The organism is Streptomyces rishiriensis (genome assembly GCF_030815485.1).
In the GTDB taxonomy this organism is placed as follows: Bacteria; Actinomycetota; Actinomycetes; order Streptomycetales; family Streptomycetaceae; genus Streptomyces; species Streptomyces rishiriensis_A.
In genome coordinates this window covers 3,755,613-3,774,037 of the sequence record NZ_JAUSWV010000002.1, presented here as the reverse complement: position 1 = coordinate 3,774,037, position 18,425 = coordinate 3,755,613, and the positions used below count along the sequence as shown (strand labels likewise).

The 18,425-nt window shown below is 71.5% G+C and carries 16 protein-coding genes; 7 read left to right on the top strand and 9 right to left on the bottom strand.

Going from position 1 to position 18,425, the window contains the following annotated elements; genetic code table 11:
• Positions 1-117: 117 nt before the first annotated feature.
• Positions 118-1,233, top strand: a complete 1,116-nt coding sequence (locus QF030_RS19180) for an ADP-ribosylglycohydrolase family protein (protein ID WP_307163899.1) — start codon at positions 118-120, stop codon at positions 1,231-1,233.
• A gap of 74 nt (positions 1,234-1,307) precedes the next feature.
• Here the strand turns inward: QF030_RS19180 and QF030_RS19175 are convergent, their stop codons facing one another.
• Together QF030_RS19175 and QF030_RS19170 are read right to left on the bottom strand one after the other, a co-directional pair.
• A complete protein-coding gene (locus QF030_RS19175) occupies positions 1,308-2,885 on the bottom strand; it encodes a sodium:solute symporter family protein (protein WP_307163898.1) in 1,578 nt (525 codons plus the stop codon).
• A gap of 126 nt (positions 2,886-3,011) precedes the next feature.
• Entirely contained in the window at positions 3,012-3,797 is a 786-nt protein-coding gene (locus QF030_RS19170; RefSeq protein ID WP_307163897.1) for an SDR family oxidoreductase, read from the bottom strand.
• A gap of 92 nt (positions 3,798-3,889) precedes the next feature.
• On the opposite strand from QF030_RS19170, the gene QF030_RS19165 reads away from it, so the two are divergent.
• Entirely contained in the window at positions 3,890-4,729 is an 840-nt protein-coding gene (locus tag QF030_RS19165) for a hypothetical protein (protein ID WP_307163896.1), read from the top strand.
• Positions 4,730-4,867: 138 nt separating this feature from the next.
• On the opposite strand, the gene QF030_RS19160 is transcribed toward QF030_RS19165, so the two are convergent.
• A complete protein-coding gene (locus QF030_RS19160; protein WP_307163895.1) occupies positions 4,868-6,859 on the bottom strand; it encodes an MFS transporter in 1,992 nt (663 codons plus the stop codon).
• A gap of 170 nt (positions 6,860-7,029) precedes the next feature.
• Positions 7,030-9,576: a D-alanyl-D-alanine carboxypeptidase gene (locus tag QF030_RS19155; RefSeq protein ID WP_307167618.1), complete on the bottom strand. Its 2,547-nt coding sequence runs from the start codon at positions 9,574-9,576 to the stop codon at positions 7,030-7,032.
• A gap of 224 nt (positions 9,577-9,800) precedes the next feature.
• On the opposite strand from QF030_RS19155, the gene QF030_RS19150 reads away from it, so the two are divergent.
• The 3 genes from QF030_RS19150 (at position 9,801) to QF030_RS19140 (ending at position 12,125) form a co-directional block, all read left to right on the top strand.
• Positions 9,801-10,556 (top strand): GOLPH3/VPS74 family protein, encoded by a 756-nt coding sequence (locus QF030_RS19150; protein WP_028807190.1) that lies wholly within the window; start codon positions 9,801-9,803, stop codon positions 10,554-10,556.
• Between the two features lie 296 nt (positions 10,557-10,852).
• Entirely contained in the window at positions 10,853-11,722 is an 870-nt protein-coding gene (locus QF030_RS19145) for a helix-turn-helix domain-containing protein (RefSeq protein ID WP_307163894.1), read from the top strand.
• Between the two features lie 211 nt (positions 11,723-11,933).
• Positions 11,934-12,125, top strand: coding sequence for a DUF397 domain-containing protein (locus QF030_RS19140; protein WP_020131958.1), 192 nt, complete (start codon positions 11,934-11,936; stop codon positions 12,123-12,125).
• Positions 12,126-12,410: 285 nt separating this feature from the next.
• Here QF030_RS19140 and QF030_RS19135 read toward each other — a convergent pair whose 3' ends face one another.
• The 3 genes from QF030_RS19135 to QF030_RS19125 form a co-directional block, all read right to left on the bottom strand.
• On the bottom strand, positions 12,411-13,283 hold the full coding sequence (locus tag QF030_RS19135; RefSeq protein WP_307163893.1) for a MerR family transcriptional regulator: 873 nt from the start codon (positions 13,281-13,283) through the stop codon (positions 12,411-12,413).
• A gap of 134 nt (positions 13,284-13,417) precedes the next feature.
• On the bottom strand, positions 13,418-13,921 hold the full coding sequence (locus tag QF030_RS19130; RefSeq protein WP_307163892.1) for a glutathione peroxidase: 504 nt from the start codon (positions 13,919-13,921) through the stop codon (positions 13,418-13,420).
• Positions 13,922-14,052: 131 nt separating this feature from the next.
• Positions 14,053-15,024: an ArsR/SmtB family transcription factor gene (locus QF030_RS19125; RefSeq protein WP_307163890.1), complete on the bottom strand. Its 972-nt coding sequence runs from the start codon at positions 15,022-15,024 to the stop codon at positions 14,053-14,055.
• 292 nt (positions 15,025-15,316) lie between these two features.
• Between QF030_RS19125 and QF030_RS19120 the strand changes: the two genes are divergently transcribed.
• Positions 15,317-16,522, top strand: coding sequence for an MFS transporter (locus QF030_RS19120; RefSeq protein WP_307163889.1), 1,206 nt, complete (start codon positions 15,317-15,319; stop codon positions 16,520-16,522).
• A 118-nt stretch (positions 16,523-16,640) separates the two neighbouring features.
• Here QF030_RS19120 and QF030_RS19115 read toward each other — a convergent pair whose 3' ends face one another.
• A complete protein-coding gene (locus QF030_RS19115; RefSeq protein WP_307163888.1) occupies positions 16,641-17,108 on the bottom strand; it encodes a MarR family winged helix-turn-helix transcriptional regulator in 468 nt (155 codons plus the stop codon).
• Between the two features lie 123 nt (positions 17,109-17,231).
• Between QF030_RS19115 and QF030_RS19110 the strand changes: the two genes are divergently transcribed.
• A complete protein-coding gene (locus tag QF030_RS19110) occupies positions 17,232-17,729 on the top strand; it encodes a hypothetical protein (protein WP_307163887.1) in 498 nt (165 codons plus the stop codon).
• A gap of 64 nt (positions 17,730-17,793) precedes the next feature.
• On the opposite strand, the gene QF030_RS19105 is transcribed toward QF030_RS19110, so the two are convergent.
• Positions 17,794-18,303, bottom strand: a complete 510-nt coding sequence (locus tag QF030_RS19105) for a DUF4396 domain-containing protein (protein WP_307163886.1) — start codon at positions 18,301-18,303, stop codon at positions 17,794-17,796.
• Between the last annotated feature and the right edge of the window lie 122 nt (positions 18,304-18,425).

The following is an 18,425-nucleotide window of genomic DNA, read 5'->3' as shown; positions in this document are numbered from 1 at the left end:
TTACCCCACCAGGTCTTCATCACCCCTCCACCGGACAGCCCGTGCACAGGGTCGGAACGAGGCCCTGTTCGATTACAGTGACGGACGTCGTATGTACGCACGGTGCGGGAGGACTGGGTGGGTGCGACTGCCGGGCCAGTCTGGGGCCGTGCCGAACAGCAGGACTTCCGCAGCAGGGTGCGTGGCACGCTGCTGGGCGCGGCCGTCGGGGACGCCCTCGGGGCGCCCGTCGACGGGCTCGGCATCGAGGAGATCCGGCAGGCCCACGGGCCCGGGGGAGTCGTGGACCTGGCCCCCGCCCACGGGCGGCGCGGCGCGGTCACGCACCTCACCCAGCTGACCCTGTTCACCGTGGACGGGCTGATCCGCGCCCAGGTACGGCGGGACACCGGCGCCTGGCATCCGCCGACCGATCTGCACCGGGCGTACCTGAGATGGGCCGCCACCCAGCGCGACTGGGGGCCCGACCTGCGCCGCAAGGAGGACGGCTGGCTGGCTCGCGAGGAGTGGCTGTACGCCCGGCGCGCCCCGACCCGGACGCTGCTGCTCGGGCTCGGCGACGAGGTCATGGGCACCCTTGACTCGCCCAAGAGCCCCGGCGCGGCCGGGCCCGAGGTCGTTCCCCGTTCGGTGCCCTTCGGGCTGCTCGTCGGCTGGGAGCCGCAGCTCGTCGCCCAACTGGCCGTCGAGTGCGCCGCTCAGACCCACGGTCATCCCACGGCGTATCTCTCGGCGGCCGCCTACGCCGTCACCGTGCACGCGCTGGCCTGCGGCGAGAGTCTCGACGGGGCGGTGCAGCGGGCGCTCGCCCTGCTGGCCGCGTGGCCGGGGCAGGAGGCGGTCTCGCAGGCGCTGCGGCACGCGCTGGGCGCCGTACGGCAGGGGCTGCCCGGGCCGTCGAGGGTGGAGGGACTCGCGGGGGCGGGGACCGCGGAGGCCGTGCTCGCGGCCGCCGTCTACTGCGCCCTCGTCGCGGAGGACGTCGGGCACGGGCTGCGGCTCGCGGTGAACCACGGCGCGCCCTCGGGACCGACCGCCGCGCTCGCCGGCGGCCTCCTCGGGGCCCTGCACGGCGAGACGGCCCTCCCGCCGGCCTGGCTGGCCGAGCTGGAGGGCCGCCCCACGATCCTGGAACTGGCCGACGACTTCGCCATGGAGATGACCCAGGGGCCGGCTCTGCACGGCCCCGCGGGAGCTTCGCCCGGGTGGATGTCCCGCTACCCGAAGGGCTGACCGGGTCCGGGCCGGGCGGTCCGGGGGCCGCCGCCCCCGGACCGCCCGGCCCGGCCGCCGACAGGGCCTCGTCCTCAGACGCCGGACGGGCTGGTCGGTTTGTCCCCGACCGAGTCGCGCGGTTCGGGGACGACGGCCGCTGCCCCCGACGAGTCCCCGTCCGTGTTGATGCGCTCGATGAGCGCCAGCCGTTCCGGGGTGTCCTCGGGCTTGATGAACCCGATGAGGATGTAGAGGACCAGCGACACGGCCAGCGGGATCGACACCTGGTACTGGAGCGGCACTCCGCCGTCGACCTTCCAGTTGATCGGGTAGTTGACCAGCCAGAAGGCCAGCAGACCCATCGACCAGCTGGTGAGCGCGGCCGTCGGGCCGGAGCGGCGGAACGGGCGCAGCAGGCCCAGCATCATCGGGATGGCCATCGGGCCCATCAGCCCGGCCACCCACTTGATCACGACGGTGATGATGTCCTTGAAGGCGGGGGAGTTGACCTGCGTGGCCGCCGCCATCGAAAGACCGAGGAAGACGACGGTCGCCACGCGGGCCGCGATCAGCCCCGACCGCTGGTTCCACTCCCGGGCCCTCGCCCAGATCACCGGCGCGCAGTCCCGGGTGAAGACGGCGGCGATGGCGTTCGCGTCCGACGAGCACATGGCCATCGTGTGGGAGAAGAAGCCGACGATGACGAGCCCCAGCAGGCCGTGCGGCAGGAGCTGTTCGGTCATCAGGGCGTAGGAGTCGGAGCCGTCCGGCTTGTCCGACGTCACCAGCAGCGGCGACATCCACATCGGGAAGAACAGCACCAGTGGCCAGACCAGCCACAGCGCCGCCGACAGCCGTGCCGACCGCTCGGCCTCCTTCGGGGTGGCGGTGGCCATGTACCGCTGGGCCTGGTTGAGCATGCCGCCGTTGTACTCGAAGAGCTTGATGAAGAGGAACGCGAGCAGGAACACCGTGCCGTACTGGGCGACCAGGGGCTTGTCGTGGCCCTGGAGCGCCGGCTGGTCCCAGGCGTCCAGGAACCCGATGCCCTTGTCGTTCAGCTTCAGCACGACGGCGACGAACATCGCGACGCCGGCCAGCAACTGGATGATGAACTGGCCGAGTTCGGTCAGCGCGTCCGCCCACAGGCCGCCGATCGTGCAGTAGACGGCGGTGATCGCGCCGGTGATGAGGATGCCCTGGTTGAGGGAGATCCCGGTGAAGACCGACAGCAGCGTCGCGATGGCGGCCCACTTGGCGCCGACGTCCACGATCTTCAGCAGCATCCCGGACCAGGCCAGCGCCTGCTGCGTCTTGAGGTCGTAGCGGTTCTTCAGGTATTCCAGCGGGGAGGCCACGTGGAGTCGCGACCGCAGCCGGTTGATGCGCGGCGCGAACAGCTTCGAGCCGATGGCGATGCCGAGCGCGATGGGGAAGGACCAGGTGACGAAGGAGGTGACGCCGTAGGTGTAGGCGATGCCCGCGTACCCGGTGAACATCACCGCGCTGTAGCCCGACATGTGGTGCGAGATGCCGGACAGCCACCAGGGCATCTTGCCGCCGGCGGTGAAGAAGTCGCTCACGTTGTCGACGCGTTTGTGCGACCAGACGCCGATCGCGACCATCACGCCGAAATAGCCGATGAGCACGGCCCAGTCGAGACCGTTCATGTGCGTCCTCCCAGGGTTGAGCCCGGCGCTCATCGTGGGCGCTGCCGCGTGAACACGACAAGTAACCGTAGGGTCAAAGGGAGGTAAAGGAATTCGGTATGGTGGTTCGCGTTCACCTACATGAACTCATCGCATCAGCTCCCCGGCGTTGACCAGCAACGACTGTCCCGTGATCGCCCGAGCCCGGTCCGACGCCAGGAACACCGCCGCGTCCGCCACATCCCCGTCCGTCGCGAGTTCGGGCAACGCCATCCGCTCGGTGAGCCGCCCCAGCACCTCCTCCCGCGCCACTCCCTCCGTCTCCGCGGTGAACTGGACGTAGGCCTGCACCGGCGGCCCCCACATCCACCCCGGCAGCACGGTGTTGACCCGGATCCGGTGCGGGCCCCACTCCCGTGCGAGCGCATACATGACACTGGTCAACGCACCCTTGGAGGCCGCGTACGCGGCCTGCCGCACCTGCGAGGGGGCCGCCACGGCGGACTGCGTCCCGATGAACACCACCGACCCGCCGCCCGCCCGCAGCCCGGCCAGGCAGGCCCGCGTCATCCGCAGCGACCCCAGCAGGTTCACGTCGATCACCGACTGCCAGGTCGCGAAGTCGGCGTCCTCGACCCCGCCGAAGCAGGAGTCCCAGGCCGCCACGTTCACCACGGCGTCGATCCCCCCGAACCGCTCCCGCGCCAGCCCGGCGAGCGCCTCGCAACTCCGCTCGTCCGTGATGTCGGTGACCCGGTAGGCCGTGCGCACCCCCTCGGGATCGATCCCGGCCGCGCTCTTCGCGAGATTCGCCTCGGTCCGCGCCCCCAGCACGGCGTTCCCGCCGTCCCGGACGACCGCGGCGGCGACCTGGTGACCGAGCCCGGCGCCGACTCCCGAGACGACGACGGTCTTGCCGTCGAGCAGTGACATGAACCCTCCCTGATTCCCGACCCTGGCGCATGAACTGACGGACCGTCAGAGTATGAGCGACCGCAGGAGGACGGAAGGGAAGGGAAGTTCCCATGTCCGAGGAGACCCGCAGCGAGACCTACGCCGAACTGGCCGCCGTCGGCCCCTACGGGGTACACCCCGGCCACGCCCTGATCACCATGGTCGAACCGCACCCCGGCCACGAGTACGCCTACAACCGCTGGTACGAGGACGACCACTACTACGCCGGCGCGATGGCGATGCCCTGGATGTACGCGGGCCGCAGGTGGGTGGCGACCCGCGACCTCCAGCTCCTGCGCGGGCCGGACAGGTCGGCGATCGCCCAGCCGGTCACCGCCGGCTGCTACCTCTCCACCTACTGGATCACCGACGGCCGCTACGACGACCACATGAAGTGGACGGTCGCCATCAACAAGCGCCTCAACCGGGACGCCCGCGTCCATCAGGACCGCACCCACGTCTTCACGGCCTTCCAGGACCACGAGACCACCGTGTACCGGGACGGCGCCGCCGGCCCCCGCGACTTCCACGCCCTGGACCACCCGTACGCGGGCCTGGTGCTCGAGGTGGTCGACACCGACTCGGCGGAACAACGCGCCGAACTCCTGGAGTGGCTGCGCGCCCGCCACCTCCCCGAGCGGGTGGCAGGTTCCCCGACGGCCATGGTCACCGTCTTCCGCCCCACCCCGCTGCCCGGCGACCGCATGACCTACGTCAAGCAGGTCGAAGGGGTCGACACCCGCCTGACCCTGCTGTGGTTCCTGGAAACCGACCCGAGGCACTGCTGGCACCCGCACTTCACGGGCCTGGAGGAGGCGGTGACGGAGTCGGGCCTGGGAAGGGTGGAACTGGTGGCGCCCTTCATCCCGACGGTGCCGGGCACGGACCGGTATGTGACCGACCTGCGCTGACCAGCCCAGGACCGGGCGTCTCCGCCCGGCCGGCGATCATGGAAGAGGCCCGTCCAGAGCCGAAGCGGGGCCCCGGGGGAGCCGGCCCCCGGCCCCCGGCGACGCCCGCGTCGGCGGACGCCGGTCACCGCCCGCTCATCACTTCAACTCGTCCGGACACGGCGTGCCCCGCGGCAGCTGGTAGGGCGCGGCCAGCCGGTACACCCCCGCCCGCGGGGCGACCAGCATCGTCCACTTGTCCCCCTCCGCGTCCTCCTCCGTCTCGAACAGACACCCGTCGACGTTGTCGTACGTCCTCGGCTCGCCCTCGGCCCGGTCCTTCGACGCGTCCGTCTCCTGCGGCGGCTTCAGGCTCTTGCCCTGCGCGTCCACGACGCTCAGCCACGGCGAGTACGGAATCCGGATCAGGATCCGCCCCGCCTTCTTCACGTCGATCGTCATCTCGTCCTGCTTGGCCCGCTGCACCACCGCGTTCGGCTCGGCGAGCGAGGCCGGGTCGGTGACCTTGAACAGCTGCCAGTTGGCGTCGCCCCAGATCTGCACCAGATACGGCAGCCCCCGCTGCACCAGCTGCCGCTCCCGCTCGCCGCCGTCCCCGTCCAGCGCCTCCTTCGGGACGACGACGAAGTGCACGGCCCACCGCTGAAGCCATTCGTGGTAGTTCGCCGAGTTGAGGGTGTCGTCATAGAAGAGGGGGTTGCGCTCCATGTCGGCCTGGCGGTTCCAGCCCCGGGCGAGGTTGACGTACGGCGCGAGGGCGGACGCCTCGCGGTGCGAGCGGGCCGGCACGACCTCCACCCGCCCCTTCTCCGCGCCGATCTCCTGGAGTTCGTTGACGAGCGGCGCCAGCTCACGCGCCCAGGAGGCCGCCGGGGTCGTCCGCAGGACGTCGTCGACCGACTTGAAGCCGATCCAGCCCACGAATCCGGCGAACGCCAGGACGATCACGTACCACTTGCGGCTGCGCGGCACGGCGAACGGCAGCGCCGCCATCAGCACCACGCCCGTGAACAGCATCGCGAGACGCGTGATGTTGGACCCGATCTGGGAGCTGATCAGCCACACCAGCAGCACGCCGAGCCCGTACACCGCCGACGTGATCCGTACGGTCTTCCAGTCGCGCGGAACGGAGACGAAGACGGCGACGGCGGACAGCAGCGGCAGCGACGCCGAGCCGAACGACATCGGCTGGGTGCCGGAGAACGGGAACAGCCAGGCGGACAGGGCGACCACGGCCGTCGGCGCGAGCCCCAGCGCCCACGCGCCCGGTCGTCGCTTCTGGAGGAACAGCGCGGCGGCGACGAGCCCCACGAAGAGCCCCGCCACCGGCGAGCCCATCGTGGCGAGCGCGGCGAGCGGGGCGGCGCACAGCGCCTTCGCCCACCGTTTGTAGCGCCAGCGGTGCGGCCAGCAGAACACCACGGCGACCGCGCCCAGCGCGAACATGTTGCCGAGTCCGAACGTGACGCGCCCCGACGCCGCGTTGCACAGCAGGGCGAAGACCCCGGCCAGCGCCGGCCACCACGGGTTCCTCACCGGCCGGCAGCGCAGCAGGATCAGGGTGAGCAGCCCCGCCGAGAGCGTGCCCGCGATCATCATCGTCGTCCGGACGCCGAGCAGGGACATCAGATACGGCGACACCATGCTGTACGACACCGGGTGCATGCCGCCGTACCAGGCGAGGTTGTACGCGGAGTCGGGGTGCCGGCCGACGAACTCGGCCCAGGCGTCCTGCGCCGCGAGGTCGCCACCACTGTTCGCGAACGTGAAGAACCAGACGAGGTGCAGAGCGCCGGACAGCGCCGTCATGGACAGCACCGGGTGGCGTCGCAGCCACCCGCCCACCCGGTCGAGCGCGGATCTCACCCGGGACGGCTCCCGCGCGGGGGCCGCCTCGTCCGGACGGTCGGCCACACGGGCGTCCGCAGGGGTGTCCGTACGGCTGTCCACGCGGCCGTCCGTCGGCACGGGGTCCGGGACGTGGTCCCGCTCCAGCTCTGCCACCGCGTCACGGTCGCCGCGGTCGGCACGGTCGTGGTCGCCCGACTGTGGGACGGGCACCCTCGGTCGCGGGCCGGCGTCCGGGCCCGGACCGGTGTCGTCGGCGCGTGTCGGCTCCGCAGTGGCCACCTGAAGGCACTCCCCGTGTCCCGTCTTCTGCTCTCGGCCGCATGCCGTTCGCGTCCGCTTCACGGCTGCGTCCTTGCGACCGGCGACCTGTCCCGTTTCGTGACGCTAGCACGCACCCCGCCGGGCGGCTGCCCGACGGGGTGGCGCAGGCGTACGAGCGGGGCCGCGGGTCAGCCGATGCGCGTCAGCTTGTCCGAGAAGCCCGGCTCGGCCAGGTCCGTCTGGAGCGCGACCGGCACCTTCACGGCGCTGCTGGTGCCGTCCCCGACGGTGAGCGTGCCCACCTGGGTGCCGGCCTTCGCCGTGTGCGGCACGTCGTCGGCGGTGAAGGACAGCTCCACCGTCATGCCCGGCCAGCCGACCGCGGAGACGTCCTTGGTGATGACGACGGGCGTGCGACCGCCGAGCTGGTCGTCCACGTACCCGACGACGTCCCCCTTCTTCAGGATCTTCGCCGAGGCGAGCGCGTCCTGGGCGGCGAGCAGCGCCGTCTTGCTGACCGCGTTGACCGTTTCGAGGATCTTCGGCTTGTGCTGCCCGAGGACCGCGCCGACGAGGGTGACGGTCTGCCCGTTCACCTCCTTGCGGGAGGCGAAGAGCAGGTTGCCGCCGGCCGCGGTGGTGCTGCCGGTCTTGATGCCGATCGCGCCGATGTAGTACGGCAGGGTGTTGTAGTTGTTCCAGTACTTGCCGGAGGGGTCGGTCCAGCTGGCCGCACCGGAGATCGCCACCAGGGCCGGGACCTTCACGAACGCGCGGCCGAGCTTCACCTGGTCCTCGGCGGTGGAGACGGTCGTCTCCTTCAGGCCCGAGGGATCGGTGTACGTCGTGTTCGTCATCCCCAGTTCCTCGGCGGTGGCGTTCATCTTCTTCACGAACGCCGCCTCCGAACCCGCGTCCCAGCGCGCGAGGAGCCGCGCGATGTTGTTGGCGGAGGGGATCAGGACGGCCGACAGGGCCTGCTTCTCGGTGAGCCGGTCGCCGGCCTTGACGGTGTTGAGCGTCGACTCGTCGCCGGAGACGTCGTAGCCGCCCTCCTTCTCCGCCGTCGCGTCGACCTCGATCTCCGGGCCTTCCTCCCCGGCCTTCATCGGGTGGTCCTTGAGGATGATGTACGCCGTCATGGTCTTGGCGACCGAGCCGATGGCCACGGGCGTCTGCTTGCCGAAGCTGCCCATCGTGCCGACGCCGTCGGCGTCCATCCAGCCCTGCCCCTCACCCGGCCAGGGCAGCTGCGTCTTGCCGCCCTCGAAGGTGTACGAGTCCTTCGCGGTGAGCGTGAGAGCGGCCGCCGGGAGCGGTCGTACAGCCTGCGCGATCGCAAAGACGACCAGCAGCAGGATGACCAGGGGCGTCCAGATCTTGAGCCGCCGCCCGAGCGTGCGCATCGGGGTCGGCGGAGGCGGCGGGGTGTTCGTCAGCTCCGCCAGCAGGTCCAGCGGCGGCTTCGGCGGCAGCGGCTGCTGGGTGGTGCGCTCGGGACCGACCTGCGGGACAAGGGCGGTGACATCGGCCGGCTTCAGCGGGCGGGGCTCGTCGAGCGGCTTCAGCGCGACGAACTTGCTGGTCCGCTCGGCGGGAGCCTCGGGCTCGGCCTTCGCGTCGGCCTTCGCGTCGGCCTGTGCGTCGGCGTCGGCCTCCTCCGCGTCGGGCTTGGGCTTGGTGGCGCCGCCCAGCTTCAGCATGGTGGTCGGCTGGTCGACGGCGGGCTTGGGCCGGGGGGCCTTGAAGATGGCGGTGGGCTGGTCGACCGGGGAATCGGCGGGCCCGTCGGCTTCGGCGTCTGCGTCGGCGCCGGTTGCGGCTTCGGCGTCATCGGCCGGCCGGGCCCCACCGTCCGCAGCGGCGTCCTCCTCGGAGTCCGAGGCCCACTTCGGTGCGGGCTTGGACGCGGACCTGGAGGCGGGCTCGGGCTCGGCCGCCGGCTTCGCGTCGGCGGGCTCGTCGGCTTCCCCGGCGTCGCTCCCGGAACGTTCCTCCGCCTCGGCGTCGACGTCCTCGGCCGCGGTGTCCTCGTCCGGGGTGTCGCTGCTCGGGGTGTCGCTGTCCGGGGTGTCGCTGTCCGGGGTGCTCCCGGGCTCCTCGGTGGAGCTCTTGCCGTCGGCCGAGGCCACCCACTGGGCCACAGCCTCCCGCAGACGCTCGTCACCGCCCTCGGAAGCGTCCTTCGTGGCGCCGGGGGCGCTCTCGGCCGCCTCGGGGCCATCAAGGCCGTCCTGGGAGCCCTCGGAGCCGCTCCCGGCGTCCTCGACCTCGGCGGAGCCGGGCTTCGTGACGGTGCCGCCGCTTCCGGCCCCTGCCGCCTCGTCGGCGTCGGGCTCGTCGGCGTCGGCGTCGGGCTCGGTCCTCTCGGCGTCCTCGGCCTGCGCGGCGTCCTCGCCGGGCTCACCGGCCGTGGCCTCGTCGCCGTCCTCGGCCGCTGAGGGTTCCTCACCCTCCTCGACGGCTCCGGGCTTCCCGCCGTCCCCGGGCCGTTCGGACTCCGCGGTCTTCAGGTCCCGTACCGAGAACACTCGCGTCGCCGTGTCCACGCCGCCCCGTGACGCCGACGGCTCGGCCTCCCGCGCCACGGCCACCCGCGGATCGGGGACGTCGCGGGAATCGCGAGGCTCACGTGCCTCGGGAACCGTGCTCGCGCTCCCCGACGTCGGTTCCGCCGACGACTCGCGCTGCTTCGACCTGTCGGGGGACTCGCCCGCCACCGGTGCCTCCTCCATGTGCCGCACGCCCACCGCGCGCTCGTGCCGAACCGTGAACCGCCCGCCCGGGACACGCCTCACGGCGTGTCCGAACCATGTACCAGTGTCCTGTGTAGAGGGCTTGGCTCCTGCGGTAGACGAGAACGACATACCTACTGGTTCCACTACAAACAGGTCACGCACCCTCGACAGACCAATGTGAGAGGGGTCACCCTGTCACTCATCCACGCGGGGAGGCATGGATGGGCAGGAGCCGCAGAACAATTCCGGAAGAGCTTTTGTTGCTGGCGCTGGACCCGACCACGGGTACCACCGCACAGCCGCAGTCGCTCGACCTCGGTCTGGCCGGAGCACAGCTAGTGGAGCTGGCGCTGGCCGGACGGATAGCCCCTGACGGGGATCGTATCGCCGTGGTGTCCCCACGGCCGACTGGAGACCCAACGCTGGACTGCGCGTTGGAGTTGCTGCGAAGGCGTGGCGCTCCTGTACGGGCCGTCCACTGGATCGGCGGGCCGCGTCTCGGGCTACGCCAGACCTACCTCTCGCATCTGGAGCGGTGCGGCATGGTTCATGCCGTGGCGGGCCAGATGTGCGGAGTGCTGCCGACGACTCGCTACCAGGCGACGGACACCGACATCAGCCGGGAGATCAAAGCCCGGCTGGACTCCGCGATCCGCACCGGCGTACCGCCGGACCCGCGGACCGCGGCGCTCGCCGCACTGGCGCACGCGGTCGGCCTCGGCAAGCACCTGTACCCGGGCAACGAGGGACGTTCGTCCCGCTCCCGGCTGCGGGATCTGATCAGGCACGACCCGATGGGCGGCCTCGTGGCGCACGCCGTGATGGACGTCCAGAACGGCGCGGTGGCACAGCCGCGCCGCAACCAGGCACCACCCGGCCGGCAGGCCGGACCCGGTGCCAGGCCCGCTCCGGAGCCCGCCCGTGGCGTTCCGGCGCAGCCGCACCGCGGTCCCATGGCGCGTGTCGTGGCTCACTGAGCCGCAGTTCCACGACACCGCGCCGGCAGGTCCGGTGAACGCATGACGTAAGACCGCAGGACCGGTTGAACCCGTTGGACCCAGGACCCGTCCGGGAGCCGCAGCGGCCGCGCGGGGTGGTGGGGCGCATCGATCCGCCACTCCGCGCGGACGCATGTCGGTGACCGACCCGAACTGGCGTGTACCCGCCGCATATCCACCGTTTTCCAGCGCTGGAAAGCGCCTTGGTGGCAGTCTGCTCAACAGCAGATACGCAAAGTGTCAGTTACAGACACGCAGCCGGAGGTGCACGTCCCGTGGCGTCCAATGTCAATCCCACCGTCAGGCGACGCCGGCTGGGCCAGGAGCTGCGCCGGCTCCGTGAGCTCAAGGGCATGACGGCCGAAGAGGTCGCCGAGCGCCTGCTGGTGTCCCAGTCGAAGATCAGCCGGCTGGAGAACGGCCGGCGCAGCATCAGTCAGCGTGACGTCCGTGACCTGTGCGGGGTGTACGAGGTCGAGGACCAGCGGATGGTCGACTCGCTGATGGAGATGGCCAAGGACTCCCGGCAGCAGGGCTGGTGGCATGCCTTCGGCGATGTCCCGTACAGCGTCTACATCGGCCTCGAGACGGACGCGGCGAGTCTGCGCGTGTACGACCCGCAGGTCGTGCCCGGGCTGCTCCAGACCCGTCAGTACGCCGAGGCGCTGATCTCGGGCGCGCTGCCGGAGGCCCCGCCGGCGGACATCGAGAAGCGGATCCAGGTGCGCCTGCGCCGACAGGAACGTATTTCCACAGCCGACAACCCGTTGCGTCTGTGGGCGGTCCTGGACGAGGCGGCGCTGCGTCGCGAGGTCGGCAACCGGCAGGTGATGATCGAGCAACTGGACTACCTGCTGGAGATGTCCCAGCTGCCGCACGTGACCGTGCAGCTGATCCCGTTCACCATGGGCGCGCATCCGGGGGTGAGCGGCCAGTACGCGATCCTCGAGTTCCCGGACGCCGCCGACTCCAGCGTCGTCTACATCGAGGGAGTCACCAGCGACCTGTACCTGGAGAAGCCGCAGGACGTGCAGAAATACAGCGTGATGTACGAACACCTGCGGGCGCAGGCCCTGAACGCGGACCAGACACGGGAGTTCATCGCGAAGGTGGCGAAGGACTATGCCAGGGAGGTCACTTCATGAAGCGCCGCAAGGTACACCTTCGTCCCGGCTGCAGGGAAGTCCCTATGGAATATGCCATCCGGACGGGTGAATAGTCGCTCCGTATCACGATGTTGGCGAGTAGCGTCGATCACGCCATCAAGCAACAACGGTGGCGCAAACCATGCCGTGCAGACGGAGATCTGCGCACGGCGTGGTGACAGCAACTCAGCAACTGACTACCGGAGCGAACATGGCAATCCAGCAGGGCGCCGCGAACGAGTGGGTCAAGTCCTCCTACTCCCAGGGCAACGGCGCATGCGTCGAGATCAAGTCCCCTCTCCGTGCGGCCATGGCCGTCCGTGACTCCAAGGTCACCGAGGGTCCGACCCTGGCTTTCCCCGCAGACGCGTGGAACACCTTCGTGGCATCGGTCAAGGCATAAGGGGACGATCCCCTGAGACAGCCCCACAGCACGACCGGCTTCACCAGCAGGACCAGCTTCACCAGAACGATCGGCCTCACCTGTAGGGCCGGCTTCACCAGCACGACCCAAGAGCCCCCTCGACCAGATCGCCGTCCTTGCCGAGGGGGCTCGGCACATGCCCGGGCACATGCCGGGCGCGGGCCCGGCACTTGCCCGGCCCAGCCCCGCACCTGCCGGGCGCGGGCCCGCCGGCCGGACGCGTCGGCCGCGCCGGGTCCCCTGCCCCGCCGACGGGGCAGCCCGTCAGCCCCGCTTGACCGGGAACGCCACGTCACACACCGGGTCCTCGGCTCCCGCCGCGTCCCAGTCGGCGAAATAGATCTCCCGGCAGGGCCCGTCGTAGTCCCAGCCCTCCCGCTTCATCCACGCCTCCACCGCCTCGTACGGGGCGAGGATCTGCGGGTGTGCCACCTGCGCCTTGGTGATCCTCGTGTACGCGAGCCGCCGGGCCGGCTCCACCCGCGCCTGGAACTGCCGGCCCCGGCTCTGTGCGGCGGCCGCCCATGCCCGGGCCCCTGCCGCGTCCGCGACCGGCACACAGGACTCGACCGGCCCGTCGCTCTCCATGGACACCGCGGAGTAGTAGACGACGTACGGCGCGGCGACGACGCCCCCGCACCCCCCGGCCGCCTCCTCCAGCCGCCCCAGTGAGGCGGGGATCCACGTGGGCAGCTCGTCCGCGAGCGTGTGCCGTGTCTCGGTGACCACCACCTGCTCGGGCACGTCCACCAACCGGACCTCGAACTTCTCGTACATCTCGGAGCTCCTCCCCGACAGCCGTGCACGGAGGTAGGCGGCGAGGGTGCGCTGGGCGGCGAACCGGGCCTCGACATCGCCCCAGTAGGCGGCGAGCAGTTCCCCGGACACGGACCCGTCAGTGGTCTCCACCACCTCGGCGATCCGCGCGAGCGGCATGTCCAGCTGGCGCAGCATCGCCACCAGCCGGGCCCGTTCCACCTGGTCGGCCCGGTAGTAGCGGTAGCCGCTGGCGTCGTCGATGTGCGCCGGGGCGAGCAGCCCGAGCCGGTCGTACAGCCGCAGCGCCTTGGCCGAGAGCCGGGCCCGCGCGGCGAACGCGCCGATCGTGAGCAGCGCGCCGTCATCCCCGATGCCCATCACGCACCCCCGTCGTCCTCCGTCGCCGGACGGCCTTCGCGCCCGGCGACGAGGAGGCTCCGCCCTGCCCCAGGGACAAGGTCAAGCCGGACGATCCGTTCGATCCGTCCGTCCCGGGACGGATCAGCAAACGCCTAGGCCAGCTGGCCCTCGATGGCCGCGACGACCTCGGCGGCCTCGGGCTCGGTCTGCGGGGAGAAGCGGGCGACGACGGACCCGTCCCGCCCGATCAGGAACTTCTCGAAGTTCCAGCGGATGTCGCCGTCGTGGCCCTCGGCGTCCGCGAATCCGACCAGCCGCTCGTACAGCGGGTGCCGCTCCGCACCGTTCACCTCGACCTTCTCGGTCAGCGGGAAGGACACGCCGTAGGTGGCCGAGCAGAACTCGGCGATCTCCTCGGCGGTGCCGGGCTCCTGCCCGAGGAACTGGTTGCAGGGCACGCCGAGCACGGTGAAGCCCTGGGCGGCGTACCGCTCCTGGAGCTTCTCCAGGCCCGTGTACTGCGGGGTCAGGCCGCACTTCGAGGCCACGTTCACCACCAGCACGGCCTTGCCCGCGTACTGGGAGAGCTCCGCGGAACCGCCCTTGAGGGCATCGATCGAGACGTCGAGGGGAGAGGCACCGGCATCAGTAGTCATGCTCCGGATGCTAGCCCCGGACGGTGCGCCCACCTCTTCCGGGGCCGTCCCCCGCTTCCGCGTCCGGCGCGGACGCCCAGGGGGCCTGCCCGGCCGGTCGTGCCGTGGACCCGGGACCGGCCGGACAGGCCCTACCCGGCGGCGGCCCTGGCCAGGACGTCGCCCGCCGCGGTCCGCGAGTAGAGCACCGAACGCCCCGCACGCCGCCGCTCCACCAGCCCCGCGTCCAGCAGCACCCGCAGATGGCGGCCGACCGAACCGAGGCCCTGGCCGGTCAGGGCGACCAGCTGGGTGGTGCTCAGGGGGCCGGTGAGGAGGACGAGCACCGCGGCCCGGCTGGGCCCCAGCAGGGCGCCCAGCGCGGCCGGTACGGCACGGGCCCGGTCCCGCCGGTCCCCGGCGAGCACCCCCGTGCAGGGATAGACGACGGCGTACCGCTCCCGCGCCTCCCACGACACCCAGCCCGTCTTCGGGGTGACCGGCACGAACACCAGCTCGGCGCCGGAGATCTCGCGGGGCGGATACTCGTGCAGGTTGACCTGGAAGCGACTCTCGCCGAGCCACCGCGTCCCCGGCCGCAGCGAGTCCAGTACGGCGGCCCACCCGCCCCGGCTGACCTGTGCGGTCCGCGCGACCACATCGGCCTCCAGCACCCGCCGCCGCCGCTCCCAGTACGGCCGTACGCCCGCCTCCCACACGTACTCCAGCAGTCCGGCCGCCCGCTCCGGCAGGTCGTCCCGGTCCAGGGCGGCGGGAAGCGGGCCGGCCAGGGAGATCCGCAGATGGGCGCGGGCCTCCGCCGGGTCGGCCGCCCGTACCCGGGCCACTCCCTCCTCGAAACTCTCGCCGTCCCTCGGGGTGGGCGTGAGGAAGTCCGCGACCCAGCTCCGCCCCAGCCCGGCCCGCACCAGCAGCGCGGTCACCGGGTCGGCCGCCAGCACGGCTCGGTAGCCGGGGAGACGGTCGCGCAGCCAGTCGCGCTCGCCGGGGTGGGCGCCCACGCCCGCGTGCAGCAGCTTCAGGCTCGCGAAGGTCTCGGCGAGCGGCGAGAGCACGAACCGGCTGCGCGCCAGGGTGTCCGCGTTCACCTGCCACCAGCCCATGCCCCTGCGCCCCTCACCCGTGCCTGTGCCCGTACCGGTGCTTGGGCCCGTACCGGTGCCTGGGCCCCATGCCTGTGCCTGGGCCCGTACCTGTGCCTGGGCCCTGTACTCGTGCCTGTGCTTGCTGCCCGTACTCGGGCCCGCGCGCGTAACTCGTGCCCGCACATGCCTGTGCGACGTGCGACGTGCGACGTGCGACGTGCGACGTGCGACGTATGCCGTACGGCATACGACGTTTCGCGGTCACGCGAAACAATAACCACCCCTCTCCGGCCCGTCGCAGACTCCGCCCATGACCGGCCACACATACCGACAGCTCTTCCGGACCCCCGAGTTCACACCCCTCTTCCTCTCCGTCGCCGCGTCGACCGCCGCCGGGACGGTGAGCGGTCTCGCCCTCGGCACGCTCGTCTACCGGGCCACCGACTCCCCGCTGCTGTCGGCGGTGAGCATGTTCGGCCCGTCGCTCGCGCAGGTGCTGGGCGCGACCTTCTTCCTCTCGGGCGCCGACCGGCTGCCCCCGAGGTCGGCGCTGACCGGCCTCTCCCTCGCCTTCGCCGCCGCGACGGCCGTCCTGGCGCTGCCCGGGCTGCCGGTGTGGGGCGTCTTCGCGGTCGTGCTCCTGCAAGGGCTGATCGCCTCCCTCGGCGGCGGCGTCCGCTGGGGCCTGCTGAACGAGATCCTCACCAAGGACGGCTATCTGCCGGGGCGTTCGCTCTTCAACATGCTGAGCGGGTTGACGCAGATCATCGGGTTCGCCACCGGCGGCGCCCTCGTGACCGCGTTCTCGCCGCGCCCGGTCCTGCTGCTCGCCGCCCTGCTCCACGCGACCGCCGCCGTGGTCACCCGCCTCGGCCTGACCGCCCGCGCACCGCGGGCCTCCGGCCGGCCCTCGGTCGCGGCGACCCGGCGCACGAACGCCGTCCTGTGGTCCTCCCGCCCCCGCCGCCTGACCTACCTGGGCCTGTGGCTTCCCAACGGACTGGTCGTCGGCTGCGAGGCGCTCTTCGTGTCCTACGACCCCGAAGCGGCGGGCACGTTGTTCGCGTGCGGGGCGCTGGGCATGCTGGCCGGGGACCTGACCGTGGGCCGCCTCGTCCCACCGGCCCTGCGCCCCCGCCTGGCCACCCCTCTCCTTCTGCTGCTGGCCACCCCCTACGTCTTCTTCGCCCTGCGCCCCGCCCTCCCGCTCGCCGCGGTCTGCGCCGCTCTCGCCTCCGTCGGCTTCGGCGCGGGCCTGGTCCAGCAGGAGCGGCTGATGGCGCTCACCCCGCCCGAACTCAGCGGTCACGCCCTGGGGTTGCACTCGGCCGGAATGCTCACGATGCAGGGCGTGAGCGCGGCGCTGGCCGGGACGCTGGCCCAACTCACCTCTCCGGCAACGGCCATGACGGCGATGGCGCTCATGTCGATCGCGGTGACCCTGACGCTGAAGTTCACCGCCGCACGAGCCGACGCGGAACGCGAAGCGAACGACTTCGGGCGGGTCAGCGGGTGAGCGGGCGCCTGGCTGAGCGGGTGCCGACACGCGAGGCCCGCGGCGGCGCGGGCCGGGGTACAGGCGTAATCAGACGCGGCAGACGTAATCAGGCGCGGTCAGACACAATCAGGAGTGGTCAGGCGCGGCAGGCGTCGGGGTCGGTGAAGACCTCGGGGACCTTGTTGTCGACGACGACCCGGGCGAGCAGCGCGGCGAGGCGGTCGCGTTCGTTCGTGTTCAGCCCCGAGGGCAGGCCCTCGAGGCGGCGGCACGTCTCGTCGTAGAAGCCATGCGCGAGCCGGGCGCCCTCCTCGGTGAGCCCGACGCGTACGGCCCGCCCGTCCCGCGGATCCGGCTCGCGCCGGACCAGTCCGCGCTGGACCGTCCGGTCCACCAGCCCCGTCAGGCTCGACTTGGCGAGTCCGAGCATCTCGCCGAGTTCGCTCATGCCGTACGGCTGCGGCATCAGCACGCACAGCAGTTGACCCTGCTGGGGTGTGATGCCGTGGGCGCGGCTCGACTCGGCGTACACGGCGTTCACGAGGAACGCCGACCGTACCAACGCGGCCACGACCGCCCTCTGTCCACCCGCGGTTTTCCCCATGAGGGGACAGAGTAGCGGCGGGTGTGGGGACGGCTCGACCCTCGACAGGACGAGGTGTCCGGTCGGCTCGGCTGGTCGTTCGCGACCTTGCCATAGGTTGATCCGATGGGTTTTTTCGACAGATTGACCGGAACCAGGCACCCCGAGAGCGGTCTGGTGCCGCGTTCCGCCGACGAGGTCCGGGCCGCGCTCTTCGCGGTCAACGGCCCGGAGGTTCCCTTCCGCGTACGTCATGCGCTGCCCGAGGAGCGTGGCGATCTGGTGGCGGAGTGGCGGGTCCGCGAGCCCTCCTGGCACGCGCACTTCGTCCGGGTGCGGATGCACCGCACGCTCACGATACGGATGCGTCTGCTGCCGGGGGCTCACGAGGTGCGCAGCGTCGACGAGCAGCGCGAGGTCACCTGGATCGGCGATCCTCCCCGGCCCGGCGTGGCGCGGGAGTTCGGCCGCGGCCAGGTGACCGCCGTCTCCCGCCAGTGGTCCGTCGAACGCGGTCCCGACGGTCGCCGGCACCTCCAGGAGACGTACCGCTTCGACCCGGCGGAGCTGAAGGATCCGCTGCGGGATGCGGTGCTGGCGGCGGGTTGGACCTGGCGTGGGGTGGCGTTCGGCAGGCTGTGAGCGAGCCCGGGGGAGGACGATGGCCGCGAGGCGTTGCGAGGCGGGGCGAGGCGGGGCGAGGGCGTCAGGCGTGCTGGGCGTGGGCGACCGCGTGGCCTTTGCCGCGGCCGATCATCCACTTGTTCACGGGTGTGGTGATCAGGAAGGCGATCAGGAAGCCGCCCAGGAGGGCCGCCCAGAACAGCCCGTCCGAGAGCTGGGCCTCCATCGCGCCCGGGGTGAGGGCGACGACGGCGTTGTCGACCAGTTCCATCACGGCGATCGACACGGTGTCGGCGGCCAGTGCCACCTTGACCGCGGCCCGCAGCTCCAGGCCGGCCCGGCGCAACGCGAACAGGGTGAAGGAGTAGCCGAACAGGAACGCGAGAACGATCGCGACGACCATGGTCGGCGCATTGCCCCAGCCGAGGGCGGTACCGATGACCATCCCGAGGATCTCGCCGACGGCGCATCCGGTCAGGCAGTGCAGCGTCGCCTTCATCGCCATCGCCCAGGAGGCGCCGCCGTGCCCCGCGGGGGAGGCGTGATCGTGGTGCGGGTCGCTGTGCTGGTCGCTGTGCTGGTCGTGGTCCATGAGTCCTGTATACCCCCAGGGGGTATCCTGCGCAAGGATCCGCCCGGGCGGTGAAGGGCGGAGGCGAGAGGCTGCGTCTATACGATGTCCGACCGGGAAACGGACGGCGGCGGAGGGAGACG

Coding starts and splice junctions, on each gene's coding strand:
- QF030_RS19175 (WP_307163898.1), bottom strand. CDS start 2,885: ATGAACGGTCTCGACTGGGCCGTGCTCATCGGCTATTTCGGCGTGATG.
- QF030_RS19170 (WP_307163897.1), bottom strand. CDS start 3,797: ATGTCACTGCTCGACGGCAAGACCGTCGTCGTCTCGGGAGTCGGCGCC.
- QF030_RS19165 (WP_307163896.1), top strand. CDS start 3,890: ATGTCCGAGGAGACCCGCAGCGAGACCTACGCCGAACTGGCCGCCGTC.
- QF030_RS19155 (WP_307167618.1), bottom strand. CDS start 9,576: ATGGAGGAGGCACCGGTGGCGGGCGAGTCCCCCGACAGGTCGAAGCAG.
- QF030_RS19150 (WP_028807190.1), top strand. CDS start 9,801: ATGGGCAGGAGCCGCAGAACAATTCCGGAAGAGCTTTTGTTGCTGGCG.
- QF030_RS19140 (WP_020131958.1), top strand. CDS start 11,934: ATGGCAATCCAGCAGGGCGCCGCGAACGAGTGGGTCAAGTCCTCCTAC.
- QF030_RS19135 (WP_307163893.1), bottom strand. CDS start 13,283: ATGGGCATCGGGGATGACGGCGCGCTGCTCACGATCGGCGCGTTCGCC.
- QF030_RS19130 (WP_307163892.1), bottom strand. CDS start 13,921: ATGACTACTGATGCCGGTGCCTCTCCCCTCGACGTCTCGATCGATGCC.
- QF030_RS19125 (WP_307163890.1), bottom strand. CDS start 15,024: ATGGGCTGGTGGCAGGTGAACGCGGACACCCTGGCGCGCAGCCGGTTC.
- QF030_RS19120 (WP_307163889.1), top strand. CDS start 15,317: ATGACCGGCCACACATACCGACAGCTCTTCCGGACCCCCGAGTTCACA.
- QF030_RS19115 (WP_307163888.1), bottom strand. CDS start 17,108: ATGGGGAAAACCGCGGGTGGACAGAGGGCGGTCGTGGCCGCGTTGGTA.
- QF030_RS19105 (WP_307163886.1), bottom strand. CDS start 18,303: ATGGACCACGACCAGCACAGCGACCAGCACAGCGACCCGCACCACGAT.